We start from the raw sequence: 18,970 nt of genomic DNA, 5'->3' as shown, positions 1-18,970 counted from the left end.
CCAGCGCCGGGTGCGGGTCGGCGCACGGTTCGCCGGGCTCCGGGACGCCGTGGTCCGGGCCGGCGGGGCCCTCGGGGGAGGCGGCCAGGAACGCCTCGTACGCCCCGGCGAGCCGGCAGGCGCCCGCGTGGTCGGTGAGCACGCCGTCGATCCGGCGCAGCGCGTCGTACCCGGTGGTGCCGGCGCACTGCCAGTCGGCGGGCAGCCGCTCGTCGCCGGTGAGGATCTTCTCCACCACCGTGTAGGCCCCGCCGGTGGCCGCCGCCAGCCGCTCCAGGTAGCCGCGCGGGTCGGCGAGCCCGTCCGGGTGGTCGATCCGGAAGCCGTCCAGCACGCCCTCGCGGTGCAGCCGCAGCAGCACGCCGTGGGTGGCCTCGAACACCTCGGGACGCTCGACCCGGACGGCGATCAGCTCGTTGACGGTGAAGAACCGCCTGTAGTTCAGCTCGGTGCGGGCCAGTCGCCACCAGGCCGGGCGGTACCACTGCCGGGCGAGCAGCTCGGGCAGCGGCAGCGTCTCGGTGCCGGGGCGCAGCGGCAGCACGTGGTCGTGGTAGCGGAGGGTGTCGCCGTCGACGGCCAGCTCGTCGAGGACGGCGCCGAGCCGGTCGCCGAGCAGGGGCAGCAGCACCCGGCCGCGTCCGGGGGCGTCCACCGGGCCCGGCTGGGCGGTCCAGTCGATGTCGAACCAGTCCGCGTACGGCGAGTCGGGGCCGTGCCGGAGCACCTCCCAGAGCGGACGGTTGAGGTGCTCGGGGACGGGGACCGCCATGTGGTTGGGCACCACGTCGGCGATCAGCCGCAGGTGGTGCCGGTGCGCCTCGGCGGCCAGCTCCCGGAGTGCCTCCTCGCCGCCGAGCTGCTCGGATATCCGGCCGTGGTCGACGGTGTCGTAGCCGTGGGTGGAGCCGGGCGCGGCGGCCAGCAGCGGGGAGAGGTGCAGGTGGGAGACGCCGAGGGCGGCCAGGTAGGGGACGGCGGCGGTGGCGTCGTACAGGGTGAAGCCGGGCTGGAGCTGGAGGCGGTAGCTGGCCGACGGCACGGCGGCGGGGGCGGCGGCCGGGCGGGACTGCGCGGGCTCGGCGGCGTGGGTCATGCCTCCATGCCTACCCGGCGGGGCGCGGGGGCAAGACCCGTTGCTGGACCGAACAGGTGAGCGGGGCCCGTTGTGGGCGGGTGTGTCCGGTGGCGGGCGCTCAGTGGCCGCGGCGGCGCCACCCCCGGGGCACCGTGAAGTAGCCGGGACGCTGCGGCCCGCCCGCCCCGGAGCGGCCGAGGCACAGGATCCGGCCGTGCTCGGCCCGGGCGGCCCGGACCGCCTCGGCGGCGGCCGGGTCCTTCGTGTACTGGGCGAACGAGCTGTTGAACATGGTCGGGTTCGGCTCCGCGACCGGCGTCCGGCCCGGCTCGTCCCAGGTCAGGCGCGCCCCCAGGGCCCCCGGCGCGGACAGCGCGGGCCACTCGCGCGGTGACCCGTCCGGGTGGCGGCCGCCGTCGCGGTAGTACGCCAGCGCGGCGGCCACCGAGCCGGTCGGGTGCGGCAGCCGGGGGTCGGTGTACGTCCCGGCGCCCCAGTCGGCGACGGTGGCCGCGTCGATCCGGCGCAGCAGCTCCGGCGGCTCCAGCGCGGTGGCGAAGTAGGCGGTCGCGGCGAGCTGGCAGACCAGCTCCAGCCGGCGGCCGGGGTCGAGCCCGAGCCCGGGGGTGATCCGGCGGTCGTCCAGCTGGGCGACGACGAAGGTGATCCCGTCGACCGCGCCGAGCCGTTCGACCAGTCCCTCGACCAGGGCGTGTTCGGCGGCCCGGGCGGCCTCCGCCTCGGGGGTGCGGGTGCGCGCGAGCACCCACCGGTACGGGGGCGGGCGCCGGACGGTCGCGTCCGCGACCCGGCCCGGGACGGAGAGCAGCGTCCCGAGCAGGAACTCCGCCGTGGTCGTCCGATCGCCCGCCATCGCCCCCGCCGCCCCTCGGTCCGGTCCCCGGGCAGGCTCGGGCCTCCCCGGGGACCACGGTGGCCGGTGCGGCGGCGGATGCGCAAGGGCCGTCGGCACACCGGTGCAGCCGGAACCGGCGCCAGGCCCACCGGTACCCGCGGCCCACCGGTGCCCGCGGCGCACCGCGGCCCACCGGTGCCTGCGGCGCACCGGCGCACCGCGGGCACCACTGCTCAGGCGGGACGCTGCAGCACCATCAGCGAGCGGTCGGTGAGCCAGAGCGCGTCCCCGGCCTTGACCACCGCGCCCGTCCCCGGCGCGGGCAGCCGGGACTGCGCGGTGTCCACCACGACCTGCCACTCCTGCCCGTGCCCGGCCGGCACGGTGAACTCCAGCGGCTCGAAGTGCGCGTTGAACATCAGCAGGAAGGAGTCGTCGACGATCCGCCCGCCGCGCCGGTCCGGCTCCGAGATGGCGTAGCCGTTGAGGAAGACGGTGAGCGACTTGGCGTAGCTGGCACCCCAGTTGCGCTTGGTCATCTCCTCCCCGGCGGGCGTGAACCAGGCGATGTCGGTGAGGTCCTCGTACGCCCCGGCCCCGCCGCCCTCCCCGGTGGGCCGCCCCGGGACCGGGCGGCCGTGGAAGAAGCGGCGGCGCCGGAACACCGGGTGGTCGCGGCGCAGCCAGACCATGCCCTGGGTGAACTCCAGCAGCCGGGCGTCCGGTCCGTCCCCGGTCGGCCAGTGCACCCAGGAGAGCGGGTTGTCCTGGCAGTAGGTGTTGTTGTTGCCGTGCTGGGTGCGGCCGAGCTCGTCGCCGTGGGAGAGCATCGGCACGCCCTGGGAGAGCATCAGGGTGGCGAGGAAGTTGCGCTGCTGGCGGGCCCGCAGCTCCTCGGTGCCCGGGTCCTCGCTGGGGCCCTCGACCCCGCAGTTCCAGGAGCGGTTGAAGGACTCGCCGTCCCGGTTGTTCTCGCCGTTGGCCTCGTTGTGCTTGTCGTTGTAGGAGACCAGGTCGCGCAGGGTGAAGCCGTCGTGGCAGGTGACGAAGTTGATCGAGGCGATCGGGCGGCGGCCGTCGTCCTGGTAGAGGTCGGAGGAGCCGGTGAGCCGGGAGCCGAACTCGGCGAGGGTGGCGTTCTCGCCGCGCCACAGGTCGCGGACGGTGTCCCGGTACATGCCGTTCCACTCCGTCCACAGCGGCGGGAAGTTGCCGACCTGGTAGCCGCCCTCGCCGAGGTCCCAGGGCTCGGCGATCAGCTTGGCCTGGGAGACCACCGGGTCCTGCTGGACCAGGTCGAAGAACGAGGAGAGCCGGTCCACCTCGTGGAACTGCCGGGCCAGGGTGGCGGCGAGGTCGAAGCGGAAGCCGTCGACGTGCATCTCGGTGACCCAGTAGCGCAGCGAGTCCATGATCAGCTGGAGTACGTGCGGGCTGCGCATCAGCAGGCTGTTGCCGGTGCCGGTGGTGTCCTCGTAGAAGCGCTGGTCCCGGGCGAGGCGGTAGTAGGAGACGTTGTCCAGGCCGCGCATGGAGAGCGTCGGGCCCAGGTGGTTGCCCTCGGCGGTGTGGTTGTAGACCACGTCGAGGATGACCTCGATGCCGGCCGCGTGCAGCGCCTTCACCATCGACTTGAACTCCTGCACCTGCTGGCCCCGGTCGCCGGTGGAGGAGTAGGAGGAGTGCGGGGCGAAGAAGCCGATGGTGTTGTAGCCCCAGTAGTTGGCCAGGCCGAGGTCCCGCAGCCGGTGGTCGCGGACGAACTGGTGCACCGGCATCAGTTCGATCGCGGTGACGCCGAGCTTGGCGAGGTGCTCGATCACGGCCGGGTGGGCGACGCCCGCGTAGGTGCCGCGGATCTCCTCGGGGATCCCGGGGTGCAGTTTGGTCAGGCCCTTCACATGGGCCTCGTAGAGCACCGTGCGGTGGTAGTCGGTGCGGGGCGGCCGGTCGGTGCCCCAGTCGAAGTACGGGTTGATCACCACCGAGTGCATGGTGTGGGGGGCCGAGTCGAGGTCGTTGCGACGCTCGGGGGCGCCGAAGTGGTAGCCGTAGACCGACTCGTCCCAGTCGATGTTCCCGCTCATCGCCTTGGCGTACGGGTCCAGCAGCAGCTTGGCGCTGTTGTGCCGCTGGCCGAGCCCCGGGTTGTAGGGGCCGTGGACGCGGAATCCGTAGCGCTGGCCCGGCTGGACGCCCGGGAGGTAGGCGTGCCGGACGAAGGCGTCCGTCTCGCGCAGTTCGACGGAGGACTCCGAACCGTCCTCGTCGAGCAGGCAGAGCTCGATCCGGTCGGCGCTCTCCGAGAACACGGCGAAGTTGGTGCCGGCCCCGTCGTAGGTGGCACCGAGGGGGTAGGAGGTCCCTGGCCAGACCTGCATGGTTCCTCAACTTCCTTGCGTAGAAGGAGAACTGATGTGGAGTCCGATGGTCGGGCCCGGACCTCGGAGGCACTGTCTTCCCGGCCTTGCGGCCGGGCATGCGCCGCTCGGGCACCGTGACCCACGGCACACGGCGGCACAGTCCGCATACTCCCCGACGCTTCCCCCGACGGCGGGGCCATTTGTGCCGTATTCGCCCGAACGGGTGTCCGCGCGCGTCGTCCCGGGCCGTCCCGGGCCGCCGTGGCGCGGTTGTGGTGCGGTCGCGGCATCGTCGTGACACCGTCACGGGGCTTTCGTGGTGGGCGGGGCGGGTGAGACGGTTGGGGTGTCCCGGCGGCCCGGCCGCCGCCGTGCCCCAACCGGCTGCGGGCGGTTCGCGGCGGGCAGTACCCTTGATCGTCCGGCTGTTCGGGACTCATGGCGATCCATCAGGCGAACCGTCGGCGAACCGGCGGTGCGTCGACGGTGCGCCGCCCGGTCGTCCGGTCGTCCGGCACACCGGGCGGCCGACCGGTCGGACGGCGGACAGACGGACAGGCAAGACAGCTCCGAGCGGCCCCGGCCGGCTCACGACAGGAACCAGGTGAGGTGCGCATGGTGTTCCCCGCCGGCGGTCGTGGCGGTGGGCCCGGCGGCCCCGACCGTGGCGGCGCCCGCAGCGAGGCGCCGACGGTGGTCATGCGCCCCGCCCTGACCGGCGGGCGCTCGCTCGTCCCCGCCCAGGGCGGGCCGGTCGAGGTCCCCGCGCTCGCCTGGTCCGGCGCCGAGTGGGAGGACGCCTACCAGCGGGTCAGGCTCTCCGGCCGCGCCTACGTCTGGCTGAACCTGGTCGAGCAGCGGCTCCGCTCGCTCGTCGACGAGGTGCTGCACCCGATCTACGCGCCCGCCCACGGCGAGGACTGGGTCACCGCCGCGGCCGGCCCGGCCGGCGAGGAGTGGGCGCACCGGGCCGGCGCCGTCCGCGAGGTCAGCCGCCGCAAGGGCTACCTGCTCGACCCGGCCGACGACGACCCGCTGGTCTTCCTCACCCTGCCGCAGCTGCGCGAACTGATGGTCCAGCACTGGCCCTGCTTCGAGCCGTACCTGGCCGACCGCCGGGAGATCGAGCTGGCCCTCGACGAGCTGGAGGTCACCCGGCACGTTGTCTCCCGCAACCGCGTCCTCACCCCGACCGTCCTCGCCCAGGCCGAACGGGCCTCCGCCCGGCTGCTCGCCCTGCTCGACGGCGGCACCGGGGCGGTGCCCGCGGACGTGGTCGAGTCCCTGGTCGCCGGCCGGTACGCGGACGTCGTCGCCGTCCACCCCGACCGGGTCCGGCTCCAGCGCGACCTGCCGGTCGAGGACCTCCTCGACGGCGCCCGGCGGCTCGACGCGCTCGGCATCGGCCTGGGCATGCTCTGCCAGAACTACACCGGCAAGCGGCTGGTCCGGCTCGCCACCGAGGGCTGCCGGGTCCGGCTGCTCTTCCTCAACCCGGCCAGCAGCGCCGTCCGCCGCCGCGAGCGCGAACTCGGCCTCGGCCGCGGTGAGCTGGGCCGCTCCATCCAGATGAACATCCTGCACGTCCGCCGGGTCCGCGCCGCCCTGCGCGACCAGGGCGGCTTCGAGATCCGGGTGTTCGACGAGACTCCGAGGTTCACCGCCTACCTGGTCGAGGGCACGCCGGCGGGAGCGACCGCCCCCGGCGGCCGGCGGCAGACCCGCGACCTCGGCGTCGTCCAGCCGTACCTGCGCCGCGCCCGGGGCATGGAGTCGCCCGCCCTGGTCCTGCGCGGCGGCGCCGGCCAGGAGCCCGGCGGCACCGACGCCGGACTGCTGGAGGTCTACCGCGAGGAGTTCGAGGGCATCTGGGCGGACTCCCGCCCGGTCTCCTGAGCCGGTCCTCCTCCTTCCGGAGGCGAGCGGAGGCGGGGCGACGCGGGCGTTGCTAGCGTCGGGCCCATGATCAGCGGCCCGGCTCCGGGTCCGCCCGCCCCCGTGCTCCGCCGCCCCGGAAGGCCCGCCGTTGACCAGTCAGTACACGACCGGGCCGGGCGCCACCGCCGCCTCGCGCCGCAGCTTCGTCCGCACCGCGCTCGGCGCCGGAGCCGCCGGAGCCTTCGCCCTCGGCACCGCCGGCCCCGCTCCGGCGGCACCCGCCCCGGTCGCACCCGCCACCACCGGGCGGATCCCGTTCCACGGCGTCCACCAGGCCGGCATCCTCAACCCGCCCCCCGGCTACGGCACCTTCCTCGCCCTCGACGTCCACGTCAACGACCGCGCCGCACTGGCCGCCCTGCTGCGCACCCTCACCGACCGGATCCGCTTCCTCACCGACGGCGGCACCCCGCCCGACCTCGGCCCCGGCGCCGCGCCCTCCGACAGCGGCACCCTCGGCCCCGCCGCCCTGCCCACCGACGACCTCACCGTCACCGTCGGCGTCGGCGCCTCCCTCTTCGACGCCCGCTACGGCCTCGCCGACGCCCGCCCCGCCGGGCTCACCGCGATGCGGACCTTCCCCAACGACGGCCTTCGCCCCGCCGAGTGCCACGGCGACCTGTCCCTCCAGGTCTGCGCCACCAGCCGGGACACCGTCCAGCACGCGATCCGCGACCTGCTGCGCGCCACCAGCAAGTCGCTCAGCCCGCGCTGGCAGCTCGACGGCTACCAGAACCGCGCCCGCCCGGCCGGCGCCGCCCGCAACCTGCTCGGCTTCAAGGACGGCATCCAGAACCCCGACACCGGCTCCGCCCCGCAGATGGACGCCCTGGTCTGGGTCGGCGCCGACGCCGGCGGACCGGCCTGGGCCGTCGGCGGCACCTACCAGGTGATCCGCGCCATCCGCACCCTGGTCGTCCCGTGGGACGAACTGCCCCTGCGCGAGCAGGAGCGGATCATCGGCCGCCGCAAGTCCGACGGCGCCCCGCTCGGCCGCACCAAGGAGGGCGACACCCCCGACTACACCCAGGACCCGAACGGCGCCGTGATCGCCCTCGACTCCCACATCCGCCTTGCCAACCCCCGCACCGACGCCACCCGCGCCGACCGCATCCTGCGCCGCGCCTTCAACTACGACCGCGGCCTCGACGCGGGCGGCGTCCCCGAACTCGGCCTCGCCTTCTGCTGCTACCAGCGCGACATCGCCCGCCAGTTCGAGACCGTCCAGACCCGCCTGATCGACGAACCCCTCGCCCGCTTCCTCCGCCCCACCGGCGGCGGCTACTTCTACGTCCTCCCCGGCGCCCAGGACCCCACCGACTGGCTCGGCCGCACCCTCCTCGCCCCGGCCTAGCCGGGGTTCTGCGAACCGGAGGTAGGCATCAGGCAGGGGGTGGTCACGCCCAGAACCATCCGTTTGTCGCTGGTGCTGTCGATGTCGGTCACGTACCGGCTCTCCGGGTGACGGGCGGTGAACGTGGCATACGGCTTCGCGTCCGTCGCCTCCCGGAAATCGGTGACCTTCAAGCCCTGGCCGGTCAGGAGGTCACGAGCACGTCGAATGACCTCGTTGTGCCGCGTTGTGCCCGGGACATCACTGTGGACGCTGTAGAGCAGCGTGTACCGGTCGTCGGGGGCCGACTCCCCGTTCTTGCCGATGCACGGACTGAAGAGGATCTCCTCCGGCTCGCCGTTGATCTCGATTCCGGCTGTCTGCGCCACGTGCGCGATCAGCTGGCGGGCCCAGTCCAGCGACTCCTGGCGGGACTTGACGGGCAGCGGATCGTTCTTCCCGGGCGTGGGAGTAGACATGCATGCTCCAAGGGTCACGGCCATGAGTGCCACTGCCACCGTGTGCTGCAAGGCGGACCGGTGGCCGGGTGGGCGGGTCATCAGAACTACCTCCGGAAGCGATCAGTGCCAAACAGGGATGATCCCGCCGATGTTGATCTCCTTGGGCACTACCTCGGGTGGCTTCCCGGCGATAATTTTTCCCTGGTTCTTGACACTGTCCGACTCCCTGTCCCAGTAGCCTCCGTGGCCCGACGTGTCGGTGTAGAGGTTGTTGCCGCCGAACCCGATGTTGTGCGGGCCGGGGCCCAGCGTGAGCCCACCCGCGAAGCGCGTCATGTCGTCCTCGGCCTCCGAGATCCAGACGTGGTTCGGGTCGATGTGAAGTTGCTTGGCGTTGTCGACGCCCGTGCCGGGACTGCCGAGGGTGACGATGTCGTCGGCGTGCAGTCCGTCGCCGCCCCTTGCCGCCACGCCCACGGCGTAACTGCCGTAGCTGTGGGCGACATAGGTGACGTGGCTCCTGGGCTCGCCGTGGGCCACTCGGAGCCCGTCGGAGAACCGCCGCATGTCCTCGGCGCCGTCGATTCCCCGCCGCGGGTTCGCAGCCTTGGGAATGCTCTCCGGCGTGTCGTAGCCGAGGTAGGAGATCACCGAAACGCTTTCTCCCGGCTCTGCATACCGCTTTCCGTAGCCCTGCAACTGCCGGATCCGGTCGATCTGCCCCGGCACGCCGGCGAACTCCGTGTTCGTCCCCGGCACGAACACGGCCGTGTGCGTGGCCTTGTCCGGGTTGCCGGTGGCGACGATCGCGCGGCCGTCGCCGCCGTACGCCTCGGGGTCGATGCCGAGGAGGAACATCCGGTGCTCCTCGTCCCGGGCGTCGGCGGTCTCCGCCAGCTTGTCCTTGATGGTCCTGAGTGCAGCCCTGCGCTGGTCGTAGTCGCCCTGGGAGAGGCCGAAGGCCGCCGGGGTGCCGGCGTCCAGGGCGTCGAGCTTCTGGTCCAGCACGAGGCGGTTGGCCTCGTCCCGCGCGGTGGCGGGCAGGCCGTCCATGCTCCCGATCCTTGCCGCGTTCAGCGCCAGGAACGTCTCCTGCTGATCCGCCGAGAGACCCGTCCACCATTCGGCGTTCCGCTTCGGGTCCTTGCCGTCGGGGATGTAGGCGTCGGCCAGGCCGAGGTCCTTCATGACGTCAGCGGCGTCCGTTCGGGTCTCCGCGAGGGCGCCGCTCGTACGATCGGGGGAGAGGATGTCGGCGCCGAGCCGACCCAGTGCGGTGTTGCCCTGGTCGCTCGCCCGCTGGGCCTCCTTCAGAGCGGCGTCGATCCGTGCCTGGAGCTCGCCCTTGAGGCCCGTGAGGGTCCGGCGCGCCGCCTGCGCGTCAGGGTCGTTGTGCTCCCCGGGTTCCTCGGGCGGCAGCCCGACGACACCGTCGGCCGAGACGACGAGGCCGGAGTCCTGGGCACGGTGGACGGCGTTCGTCAGATTGGTCTGCGCCTGGTACATCCGGTCGGCGACCGTGTTCAGCGTCAGGGCGACGGCCTCGGCCTCCACCTTGATCACGTCCAGTTGCTGCTCGGTGCGAGCCATGAACTGGAACGCGCCGTCGGCGTCGGCGCCCGTCCAGTGGGCGTGGAGCGGTCCGTTGACCTGGTTGCGGTGGCGGTTCCCGGTGCTCTCGGCCGCGTGGGCGAGCGCCTTCCAGCCCTTTGCGGCGTCGCGGGGTACCTGCGGGTCGAACTTCAGCAGCAGCTCGTAGACGCCGGTCACTTCGGCCCCTGCGGCTTGCTCCAGGTGCCGGCGACGGCCTGCTCGGTGTTCGCGTGTGCCGCGGCGTTGGCACGGAGCTTCGTCGAGGTGTCCGCGATGCGTTGGCGGACGGCGGCCAGCGGCGCGGCCCAGCCGGCCCCGAGTTGCTGGAGCCCGCCCGCGATCGACCAGCCGGTGAGCCGGCCGGAGGCCGCGGTGGTCGCGGTCAGCGCGGTACGGACCGGACTCTCGAATTCCTGGGCGAGGGTGCCCGCGAGATTCGCGGAGGCGTCCAGCTCGCCTGTACTGACCCTGACGTCGGCCATGGGTCTCCCCCCGGAGCGAAATGCGCGGACAGGGCCGAGCCGTCCCCCGAAGGCCCAACCGTGAATACTTTCTGTCAGGCCGAGACTACTCATTCGGTATGACGAGTACTACCGCGGGATGGTTCTGTGAGGCTCCGGTGGTCGTGCGTCGAGGACCCAGGGGCCGGATTGTCGGAGGGGCGGGTGATGATAGGGGCTGTTCGAGTGGAGGACGGAAGGACGCATTCCTATGAGCTGGTGGCAGCAGCCACTGGTCGGCTTCGACCTGGAGACCACGGGTACCGACCCGGCCGTGGACCGGATTGTCACGGCCGCCCTCGTGGACACCGTCGGGGACCGCCGGCTGGATGCCACCGGGTGGCTGCTCGACCCGGGGGTGCCGATCCCCGCCGAGGCGGCGGCGATCCACGGGATCGGGGACGACCTGGCGCGGGCCAAGGGGCGGCCCGCCAAGGAGGCGGTGGACGAGATAGCCGGCGCGCTGTGCGCGCGGCTCGCCGAGGGGCACGCGGTGGTGGCGTTCAACGCCCCGTTCGACCTCTCGATGCTCGACGCCGAGCTGCGCCGGCACGGGCTGCCGGCGCTGGCCGAGCGGCTCGGGGGGCCGGTCGTGCCGGTGCTCGACGCGCTGGTGATCGACCGCGCGGTGGACAAGTACCGCAAGGGCTCGCGGACCCTGCAGCGGGTCTGCGAGGTGTACGGCGTCGAGCTGACCGACGCCCACGAGGCGGGCAGTGACGCCCTCGCCGCCGTCCGGGTCGCGGTCGCCCTCGCCGAGCGCTACCCCGAGCAGGTCGGCGCCGTACCGCTGGCCGAGCTCCACGCCCGTCAGATCGATTGGCACCGGGCCTGGGCCGAGGACCTCCAGGCCTGGCTCCGCCGGGCCAAGGACCCGGAGGCGGTCATAGACCCCCGCTGGCCCCTGCGCTGAGCCCGGTCCGCAGCAGCAGGGCCTTGGCGGCGGCGAACTCGGCGGCGTCGAGGGAGCCCTCGCGGTGCAGGTCCGCGAGGAGTGCGAGCTCATTGCCGGGCGACCGGCTGCCGACGGCACCGGTGACGGGGACCACCGCGGCCGACGGGTCCAGCGGGTCGTGGCGGACGGTCACCTCGCCGCCGACGGCCGGCAGGGCGTAGGGCCCGTCTTCAAACCCGCGCCTGCGGGGCGCCGCCGGGGCACGCACCTCGCCGGCTTCTCGTCGGTCGCCGATGGCCCCCAGCCTCCGGCCGGGAGGTGCCCCCACCGCATGGACTCCCTCCTCGGCACCGCCGATGCACGCACCCCAACGACGCCCCGCCCGCCCTCCGGGCGGACGGCGGGGGTTTGAAGACGGGCCCTGGACCGGGTACCGCCCGGTGTGGGCGAGCGTGAACGGCCGGCCGTCCGGACCGGTGTAGCGGACCGTGAGCCGCAGCCGGTGCGGCCCGGTGCCGCGGCCGCGCTGCTCGCGGCCGGCGTACGCGACGTCGGTGACCGTGCCGGTGACGGTGACACCGCCGGCGTGCAGCCGGGCGGCGAGGGTGTGCTCGCGCAGGTGGTCCCGGTTCTCGCGCCGGATCCGCCGCTCGCCGCGGACTCCCGCGACGACGGTGAGCAGCCCGAACGCTGCGGCCGCCGCGAACAGCCAGGGGTGCGCAGAGCCGTTGCCGAGGGCGGCGCCGAGGAGGGCCAGGGACACCGCTCCCGCCGAGGCCGCCCCGAGCGGCAGGCGCTGGGGCTTGTCGGGTGCGCGGTTCTCGGCCAGGGCGAGGGCGCAGAACAGGCCGAGCAGGCACAGGTAGACACCACCGACGAGGGCCGACGCGGTGAGGGCGCCGCCGCAGCTCGCCTCCGGGCGGCAGGCAGCGTGGTCGACCGAGCGGATCCAGCCCGTGCCGAGGGTCCAGCCGCCGAGGGCGGTGAGGAGGCCGATCACCAGCACGAGGAACTTCCGGGCTCCGCCCACTCTGCGCGCGTTCGTCATTGCGCGGACCCTAGCGCCGTCAGTCCGCCCCCGGACGAACGCTCCGGTGAACGACAGCATCCTGCGGGGGATACGGCGGATGGACCGGCGCGGCGGAGTCGCCCGTCAGCAGCAGGGCCTTGGCGGCGGCGAACTCGGCGGTGTCGAGGCTGCCCTCGCGGTGCAGGGCGGCGAGGCGTTCGAGGGCGCTGACCACGTCGCCGTCCCGGGAGGCGGCGGGGGTGGCGAGGGTGATGCGGAGGTTCTCCGGGTCGGCGGGGTGGTAGCGGACTTCGGCCCCGCCGCCGGGCCGCGGGGGGAACTGCACCGGGAAGATGTCGACGGTGGTGGCCGTGCGGTCGGCGCCGTCGGCGGTGCGGAACCCGACGGTGACGCGCAGTTCGGGGTCGTCGTTGTCGGTCGCCCCGGTGGTGGCGACGTGGGTGATCAGGGCCGGGACGGTGATGCCCTCCCGCTCCAGCCGGTCCTGTCGTGCGGCGGCCAGCCGGTTGGCGCGCCAGCGGCGGGCGCCGCGGCGGTCCAGGGCGGCGGTGAGCAGGGCGAGCGGGAGGACGGGCGCGAGCAGCCAGGGGTGCGGGTCGCCGTTGGCGAGGGACGCGCCCAGCAGGCCGAGGGCGAGGCAGCCGGCCAGGACGCCCCGGTCGGAGGAGGCCGAGGGCTCGCTGGTGGGGGCGTCGCCGTGGGCGGTGCTGGCGGCGGCCACCAGGCACAGCAGCCAGAGCGGAATGCCGGCGGCCAGGCAGGCCACTACGGACACGGATCCGCAGGACCGTTCGGCGCCGCAGGCGTCGGTGGCGAACGCCCGGACGGAGCCGGTGGCGGTGAGCCACCCGGCGGCCGCGGTGAACACGGAGGTGACGGCGAGTCCGACGATCCGGCCGCGGCTCAGGCGCGGTCCGAGGGCGATGGGGCGATCGGTGGCCATGGGGCGGAGTCTAGGGTGACGCCCCAAGGCCGCCGTGACCGCCCCCGGCCACCTGTCGGGGCGTCAGAACGGGTACCAGCGCACCTCGGTGGCGCCCGTCCGCAGTGAGTCCACCCGGCGCCGGAACTCCGCCAGTGCGGCCGGGTTGCCCGGTGCCTGCTGGGCGACCCAGGAGGCGCTGGCCGTCTCCCTGGCCCCGCGCAGCACCGCGAAGCCGGGCCACTCGCGCACGTCCCAGCCGTACGCCGCGGTGAACTCCCGGTAGTCCTCGTCCGGCACGCCGTACCGGTCGTGGCTGAGCGCGAGTACCACCAGGTCGTGCTCGCGCAGGTCCTGGGCGACGAACTCCAGGTCGAGCAGGACGGGCCCGTCCGGGCCGACGTGGACGTTGCGCGGCAGCGCGTCGCCGTGGATCACGCCGGTCGGCAGGTGCGGGACGAGTGCGGCCGCCGCGGCGGTGAAGGAGTCCCGGCGGTCGCGCAGGAAGTCGACGTCGGCCGGGTCGACGTGGCCCTCGGCGGAGGCGAGCCAGCGTTCGACGGGGGCGAGCAGGTCGCGGCGGCCGAGGGCGAACGGCGGCTCGGGCAGCCGGTGCACGGCGTGCAGCAGCGGGGCGAGGTCCACCGGGCGGGCGGGCCGCTCGGCGGGGGCGAGCCGGTGCCAGAAGGTGACCGGGTGGCCTTCGGCGAGCCGCGGTCCGGCGGGCAGCGCGTCGTACGGGCGGACGACCGGGACGCCGTGGCCGGCCAGCCAGTCGGCGACGGCGAGTTCACGGCGGGCCCGGTCGTGCAGTTCGGGCGCGCGGCCGACCTTGGCGACCACGGCCGGGTCGCCGAGGTCGAAGACGGCGTTCTCGCCGAGGGCGAGCAGTCGGGCGTCGGCGGGGTCGGGCAGGCCGGCGGACTCGCAGGCAAGGGCGAGCAGCAGCCGCGCCCGCCCCTCGTCGAAGCGGAGCATGAGGGTCGTCTTCCTTCGTGACAGCCGGGTGGGGGTGGGCGATCATTCTGGCAAACGGCTGCCGGGCCCCGCGCGACGCGGGGCCCGGCGGTTGTCCGGGGTCGGCGGGCCCGGGGGCCCGGTGGGGAAGGGTCAGACCCCGATCCGGCGGTGCCGGGCCAGCGGGACGCGCGGTTCTGCGGTGGTCGAACCGGCAGCGGCAGCGCCGGCGGCGGCCGGGGCGAGCGGGGAACCGGTGCCGAGCGGCGGGACGCTCTCGCCGTGGGAGAAGTCGGGCAGCCAGGCGAGCCAGCGCGGCAGGTACCAGTTGCGCTCGTCGAGCAGGGTCATCACCGAGGGCAGCAGCACCGCGCGGATGATCGTCGCGTCGATCAGCACCGCGACCGCGAGGCCGACGCCCATCTGCTTCATGGCCTGCATGGAGAGAGTGCCGAAGACCGCGAAGACCGCCACCATGATCACCGCCGCGCTGGTGACCACCCCGGCGGTGGAGCGGATGCCGTGGGCGATCGCGGCCCGGGTGGGCAGGCCCCGGTCGCGGCCCTCCTTGATCCGGGAGACCACGAAGACGTGGTAGTCCATCGAGAGGCCGAAGAGGATCACGAAGAGGAACAGCGGCACCCAGGACTCGACCGCGCCGACGCCCGCGGTGCCGAGCAGCGAGGCCCCGACGCCGTGCTGGAAGACCAGGGTCAGCACCCCGTACGCGGCGCCGACCGAGAGCAGGTTGAGCACCACGGCGGTGCCGGCGACGGCCAGCGAGCGGAAGGAGGTGAGCATGAGCAGGAAGGCGAAGGCCACCACGAAGCCGAAGACCACCGGCATCGACCCGGTCATCTTGGCGTTGAAGTCGTAGGAGCCGGCGGTGCGGCCGGTGACCGGGGCCTCGGTGCCGGGCACCGCGAGCACGGTGGCGGGCACGAGCTCCTCGCGCAGGGTGCGCAGGGCGGCGTTGCTCACCGAGTCGTTGCCGCTGCCGTTGAGCGGGATGTCGACGGTGGCGACGTTCTGCTCGGGGTGGACGGTGACGTCGACCGGTCCGTGCATCCGGCCGGAGGCCAGGGCGCGGGCCTTGAGGTCGGCGATCGCGGCGGTCATCGCGGGGGAGTCGATGTCGGTGGCCTTGATCACCACGGAGGCGGGCGCGGGGCTGCCGGGGAAGGCCGCCTCGATCTTCTGCGAGACGGCGACCAGCTCGTTGCCCTTGGGCAGCTGCTGCTGGAAGGTCAGGTTGGCGGTGTGCATGGTGAGCAGCGGCGCGGCCAGGCCGATCAGCACGGCGCCGGACAGGGCGGCGGCGGCGAGCGGGCGGCGCAGCACCGGGGTGAGCACGGCGTTCCAGAACCGGCCGCCGGTGGTGGCGGCGTCGGGGCGGCGCAGCCGGTGGAGGAAGGGCACCCGGCCCTTGTCGACCCGGTCGCCCAGCATCGAGAGCAGTGCGGGCAGCACGGTGAGCGAGCCGAGCACGGCGGTGACGACGACCACGATGGTGGCGTACGCCATGGCCTTGAACTCGGCGATGCCGGTGAGGAACATGCCGGCCATGGCGATCACCACGGTGACGCCGGAGACCAGCACGGCCCGGCCGCTGGTGGCGGCGGCGATCCGCAGCGAGGTGTCGAGGTCGCGTCCGGCGGCCCGCTCCTCGCGTTCGCGGCGCAGGTAGAAGAGGCAGTAGTCGACGCCGACGGCGAGGCCGACCAGCAGCATCACCGAGCTGGCGCTGTTGCTGGTGTGCAGGATCCCGCTGCTGAGGGCGACGAGTCCGCCGGCCGCGACGAAGGCGGTGATCGCGAGCAGGACGGGCAGGACGGCGGCGACCAGGGCGCCGAAGGCGACCAGCAGGATGCCGAGGGCGAGCGGCACGGCAGTCCACTCGGCGCGGGCGAAGTCGTCGGCGAACTGCTCGTCCATCCACTTGCCGGAGCTGGCGTCGCCGAGCTCCACCACGGTGAGGTCGGGGTGCTGCTTCTGGACGGCGGCGACGGCGTCGACCACGGCGCCGACGTTGGCGGTGGCCTCCTCGTGGTCGCCCTTCACGGTGAGCTGGACCAGTGCGGAGCGGCCGTCGGCGGAGACCGCCCTGGTGTCGTAGGGGGAGCGGACGTCGCCGGCCCTGCCGGTGCCGTTGACCCCGGCGATCACCTGGTCGACGACGGCGCGGAAGGCGGGGGAGTCGGCGGTCCGGTCGGTGCTCTGGATCAGGACGGTCTCGGTGGAGGGGGACTTGAGTCCGGCCCGGTCGAGGATCTCGGCGGCCCGGGAGACCTGGCCGGGCATGGCCTCGGCCTCGTCGACCTGGGTGCTGCCGTGCAGGCCGCCGAGGAAGGTGGCGAGGACGACGAACAGCAGCCAGCCGAAGACGGCGGTCTTTCTGTGCCGGGCGCTCCAGGCGCCCATGGCGGCGGCCATGCCGGGCTTGGTCTTCACGGTTCCCCCTGGAAGAGCGGCCGGCGCCGGTGGCGGGCGCGGGCCGGGTGTGCGGCGGTGGTCGGCCGCCGGAGTGCGGCGCCGGGTGCGGTCCGGCGTCGTGATCGACACTAGGGAAGCGGCTGGTGACGGGGTATCCGGCTGGCGGGGGAGTGCGCCCTGTGGTCTTCCTCGGGGGCGGGGTGGGGTTTTCCCTACCCGGCAACCCTGATATCTCCTCCTGGGGTCAGGGGAGCAAGCTCCACCCTGAGGGGGAGCCGTCTCCACCCCGAGTACGAGGTCAAGGCGGTCCTCCGCACGCGAAAATGGCTCGGGGGCACTTTGCGGCGTCCCCGAGGGGGTCGGACTGCGGCAACGGGGTCACGGGGAAAACTGCTTGCCGGTCGGCTAGCAAGTGACCGTAGGATGAGTCCCTCTGAGTACTTACCTGCCGACCGGCTAGACCTGCCACACAGGTCGGGCCGATCCGATCCGTCGCCCGACGTCCCGTCCCCCGAGGGCTGCGGTGAACCATGCCCAGGAGGCATCACGAGCATGTTCCACCGACTAGGACATTTTGTCGTCCGTCGCGCCTGGTGGGTGATCGCGGCGTGGGTCGTCGCGATGATCGCCATCGCCGTCTCGGCCCCGAAGATCACGGCCCAGACCGACGAGGCCGCATTCCTCCCCAAGCACTACGAGTCCATCCAGGCCGCGCAGTTGCAGGAGAAGGCGTTCCCGGCGAACTTCACGCCGTCCGCGCTCGCCCTGTTCGAGCGCAACGACGGCGCCCCGCTGACGGCCGCCGACAAGGCCGCCGTGGCGAAGATCGTCCAGGGCCTCACCGACAAGAAGATCGAGCACGTCGAGCAGATCGTCCCGGTCAGCGACCAGACGACCTCCAAGGACGGCAAGTACGCGCTGGCGCCGATCGCCATCGACAAGACGACCCAGAACTCGGAGAAGTTCGGCGAGGTCGCCAAGTCGGTCCGTGAAGAGGGCAAGAAGCTCGCCGAGGGCACCGACCTGAAGTACCAGCTCGGCGGCCAGGCCGCCCAGCAGCTGGACCAGCAGGAGTCCTCCGGCGCGGCCGACGCCGTCATCGGCATCAGCAGTGTCGTCCTGGTCGCGATCATCGTCGGCCTGATCTTCCGCAGCGTGCTGGCCGGCCTCCTGCCGGTGCTGCTCTCGCTGATGATCGCGATGCCGACCGCGAACGGCCTGATCGCCTACGCCACCAAGGCGTTCGACCTGAAGTCCACCCCGGTGCTGTCGGCGATCCTGATCGTCGTCGTCCTCGGCGTCGGCACCGACTACTTCCTGTTCCTCGCCTTCCGCTACCGCGAGCGGCTGCGGGCGGGCGACACCCGGCAGGAGGCCGTGGTCAACGCCGTTGCCCGGGTCGGCGAGGCGATCGCCTCCGCGGCCGGCGCGGTCACCGTCGCCTTCGCGGTGCTGATCCTCTCCAGCCTCGGCATGTTCAAGGCGCTCGGCCCGGCGCTGGCCATCGCGGTCGTCGTCACCGCCTTCGCCTCGCTCACCCTGGCCCCGGCCGTGCTCACGGTCATCCCGGCCCGCGGGGTGTTCTGGCCCGGCAAGAAGTGGATGCACGAGCCGAGCGACGCCCGGTTCGCCGCCCTCGGCCGCGTCGTCGAGAAGAAGCCGGCCCTGGTGGCCGTCGCCTCCGGCGGCGTGCTGCTGGCCCTGACCGCCGGCGCCCTCGGTTACAACGGCACCTTCGACCTCGCGGGCAGCTCCATGCCCAAGACCGCGGAGTCGATGGTCGTCCAGGACAAGCTGGTCAACGGCTTCTCGGCCGGTGCCGCGGACCCGACGCACGTCTACCTGACGGTCGACGGCGGGGCCAAGCTCGACCAGGGCGCGTTCGGCGGCTACGCCGCCAAGCTCGCGGCCGTCCCCGGCGTGGCCGAGGCCCCCGCGACGCCGCAGCTCAGCAAGGACGGCGCGACGGCGGACTTCACCGTCCTGCTCAAGAACGAGCCGTCCAGCAACGACGCGATAGACACGGTCACCGAGCTGCGCAAGGTCGCCCACGCCGAGGCGCCGTCCGGCACCGAGGCCAAGGTCGGCGGCATCACCGCGATCTACAAGGACATCAACCTGGCGATGTCCCACGACTACAAGCTGGTGTTCCCGATCGCGGGTCTGCTGATCCTGCTGATCCTGGCCCTCCAGCTGCGCAGCGTGGTCGCGCCCTGGTACCTGATGGCCTCGGTGGGCCTCGGCTTCACCGCGACCCTCGGCTCCTCGACCCTGCTGTTCCAGAACATCAAGGGCGAGCACGGCATGATGTTCATGCTGCCGATCCTGATCTACCTCTTCGTGGTGGCGATCGGGACCGACTACAACATCCTGATCATCGCCCGACTGCGCGAGGAGGCCCGGGCGGGCCGCAGCCCGCGCGAGGCGGCCCGCGAGGCCGTGCGCCACGGCGGCCCGACCGTCGCGGCGGCCGGCTTCATCCTGGCGGTGTCGTTCGCGACCTTCATGCTCGCGGGCAACATCTTCATGCTGGAGTTCGGCTTCGGCATGGCCTTCGGCATCGCCCTGGCGGCCTTCGTGATGGCGATGTTCTTCACCCCGGCGCTCACCG

14 protein-coding genes are annotated in these 18,970 nt (G+C 73.3%); 4 read left to right on the top strand and 10 right to left on the bottom strand.

What is annotated here, in order from left to right:
- The 3 genes from BI06_RS53855 to glgX all read right to left on the bottom strand — a co-directional run.
- Positions 1-1,096 (bottom strand): alpha-amylase family glycosyl hydrolase (locus BI06_RS53855; RefSeq protein WP_255360255.1); only part of this gene is annotated, 1,096 nt, incomplete at its 3' end.
- Between the two features lie 100 nt (positions 1,097-1,196).
- The gene (locus BI06_RS27425) at positions 1,197-1,952 is read right to left on the bottom strand and encodes a hypothetical protein (RefSeq protein ID WP_043472275.1); all 756 of its coding nucleotides are present in this window, start codon (positions 1,950-1,952) and stop codon (positions 1,197-1,199) included.
- A 215-nt stretch (positions 1,953-2,167) separates the two neighbouring features.
- Positions 2,168-4,315 (bottom strand): glycogen debranching protein GlgX, encoded by a 2,148-nt coding sequence (gene glgX / locus BI06_RS27420; protein WP_030391322.1) that lies wholly within the window; start codon positions 4,313-4,315, stop codon positions 2,168-2,170.
- Between the two features lie 597 nt (positions 4,316-4,912).
- On the opposite strand from glgX, the gene BI06_RS27415 reads away from it, so the two are divergent.
- Positions 4,913-6,193 (top strand): SAV2148 family HEPN domain-containing protein, encoded by a 1,281-nt coding sequence (locus BI06_RS27415; RefSeq protein WP_030391321.1) that lies wholly within the window; start codon positions 4,913-4,915, stop codon positions 6,191-6,193.
- A 130-nt stretch (positions 6,194-6,323) separates the two neighbouring features.
- On the top strand, positions 6,324-7,589 hold the full coding sequence (locus BI06_RS27410) for a Dyp-type peroxidase (RefSeq protein WP_043472273.1): 1,266 nt from the start codon (positions 6,324-6,326) through the stop codon (positions 7,587-7,589).
- Here BI06_RS27410 and BI06_RS27405 read toward each other — a convergent pair.
- From BI06_RS27405 to BI06_RS27395, 3 genes are all read right to left on the bottom strand, one after another.
- Positions 7,586-8,047 (bottom strand): hypothetical protein, encoded by a 462-nt coding sequence (locus BI06_RS27405; RefSeq protein WP_149030494.1) that lies wholly within the window; start codon positions 8,045-8,047, stop codon positions 7,586-7,588. The genes BI06_RS27410 and BI06_RS27405 overlap by 4 nt on opposite strands.
- Positions 8,048-8,149: 102 nt before the next feature.
- Complete coding sequence (locus tag BI06_RS27400) at positions 8,150-9,799, bottom strand: alpha/beta hydrolase (protein WP_051741966.1); 1,650 nt, start codon at positions 9,797-9,799, stop codon at positions 8,150-8,152.
- Entirely contained in the window at positions 9,796-10,104 is a 309-nt protein-coding gene (locus BI06_RS27395; protein WP_043472269.1) for a hypothetical protein, read from the bottom strand. The genes BI06_RS27400 and BI06_RS27395 overlap by 4 nt, the downstream gene beginning before the upstream one ends.
- Before the next feature lie 229 nt (positions 10,105-10,333).
- Here BI06_RS27395 and BI06_RS27390 point away from each other — a divergent pair, with 229 nt between their 5' ends.
- Entirely contained in the window at positions 10,334-11,035 is a 702-nt protein-coding gene (locus BI06_RS27390; protein ID WP_030391316.1) for an exonuclease domain-containing protein, read from the top strand.
- On the opposite strand, the gene BI06_RS27385 is transcribed toward BI06_RS27390, so the two are convergent.
- From BI06_RS27385 to BI06_RS27370, 4 genes are all read right to left on the bottom strand, one after another.
- Positions 11,007-12,065, bottom strand: coding sequence for a hypothetical protein (locus BI06_RS27385; RefSeq protein WP_149030493.1), 1,059 nt, complete (start codon positions 12,063-12,065; stop codon positions 11,007-11,009). The genes BI06_RS27390 and BI06_RS27385 overlap by 29 nt on opposite strands.
- A gap of 19 nt (positions 12,066-12,084) precedes the next feature.
- Positions 12,085-12,990, bottom strand: a complete 906-nt coding sequence (locus BI06_RS27380; RefSeq protein ID WP_043472265.1) for a DUF3592 domain-containing protein — start codon at positions 12,988-12,990, stop codon at positions 12,085-12,087.
- A gap of 63 nt (positions 12,991-13,053) precedes the next feature.
- On the bottom strand, positions 13,054-13,947 hold the full coding sequence (locus BI06_RS27375) for a phosphotransferase enzyme family protein (RefSeq protein ID WP_030391313.1): 894 nt from the start codon (positions 13,945-13,947) through the stop codon (positions 13,054-13,056).
- Positions 13,948-14,079: 132 nt separating this feature from the next.
- The gene (locus tag BI06_RS27370; RefSeq protein ID WP_199523368.1) at positions 14,080-16,359 is read right to left on the bottom strand and encodes an MMPL family transporter; all 2,280 of its coding nucleotides are present in this window, start codon (positions 16,357-16,359) and stop codon (positions 14,080-14,082) included.
- 552 nt (positions 16,360-16,911) lie between these two features.
- On the opposite strand from BI06_RS27370, the gene BI06_RS27365 reads away from it, so the two are divergent.
- The coding region (locus tag BI06_RS27365) for an MMPL family transporter (RefSeq protein ID WP_043472264.1) at positions 16,912-18,970 on the top strand (2,059 nt) is incomplete at its 3' end.

The organism is Kitasatospora sp. MBT66 (assembly GCF_000710405.2).
Lineage (GTDB): Bacteria > Actinomycetota > Actinomycetes > Streptomycetales > Streptomycetaceae > Kitasatospora > Kitasatospora purpeofusca.
This window is presented reverse-complemented; position numbering and strand designations above follow the sequence as displayed.

Bases quoted from the DNA above. Each gene is read 5' to 3' on its own strand.
- BI06_RS27425 (WP_043472275.1), bottom strand. From the start codon at position 1,952: ATGGCGGGCGATCGGACGACCACGGCGGAGTTCCTGCTCGGGACGCTG.
- glgX (WP_030391322.1), bottom strand. From the start codon at position 4,315: ATGCAGGTCTGGCCAGGGACCTCCTACCCCCTCGGTGCCACCTACGAC.
- BI06_RS27415 (WP_030391321.1), top strand. From the start codon at position 4,913: ATGGTGTTCCCCGCCGGCGGTCGTGGCGGTGGGCCCGGCGGCCCCGAC.
- BI06_RS27405 (WP_149030494.1), bottom strand. From the start codon at position 8,047: ATGTCTACTCCCACGCCCGGGAAGAACGATCCGCTGCCCGTCAAGTCC.
- BI06_RS27395 (WP_043472269.1), bottom strand. From the start codon at position 10,104: ATGGCCGACGTCAGGGTCAGTACAGGCGAGCTGGACGCCTCCGCGAAT.
- BI06_RS27390 (WP_030391316.1), top strand. From the start codon at position 10,334: ATGAGCTGGTGGCAGCAGCCACTGGTCGGCTTCGACCTGGAGACCACG.
- BI06_RS27385 (WP_149030493.1), bottom strand. From the start codon at position 12,065: ATGACGAACGCGCGCAGAGTGGGCGGAGCCCGGAAGTTCCTCGTGCTG.
- BI06_RS27380 (WP_043472265.1), bottom strand. From the start codon at position 12,990: ATGGCCACCGATCGCCCCATCGCCCTCGGACCGCGCCTGAGCCGCGGC.
- BI06_RS27375 (WP_030391313.1), bottom strand. From the start codon at position 13,947: ATGCTCCGCTTCGACGAGGGGCGGGCGCGGCTGCTGCTCGCCCTTGCC.
- BI06_RS27370 (WP_199523368.1), bottom strand. From the start codon at position 16,359: ATGGCCGCCGCCATGGGCGCCTGGAGCGCCCGGCACAGAAAGACCGCC.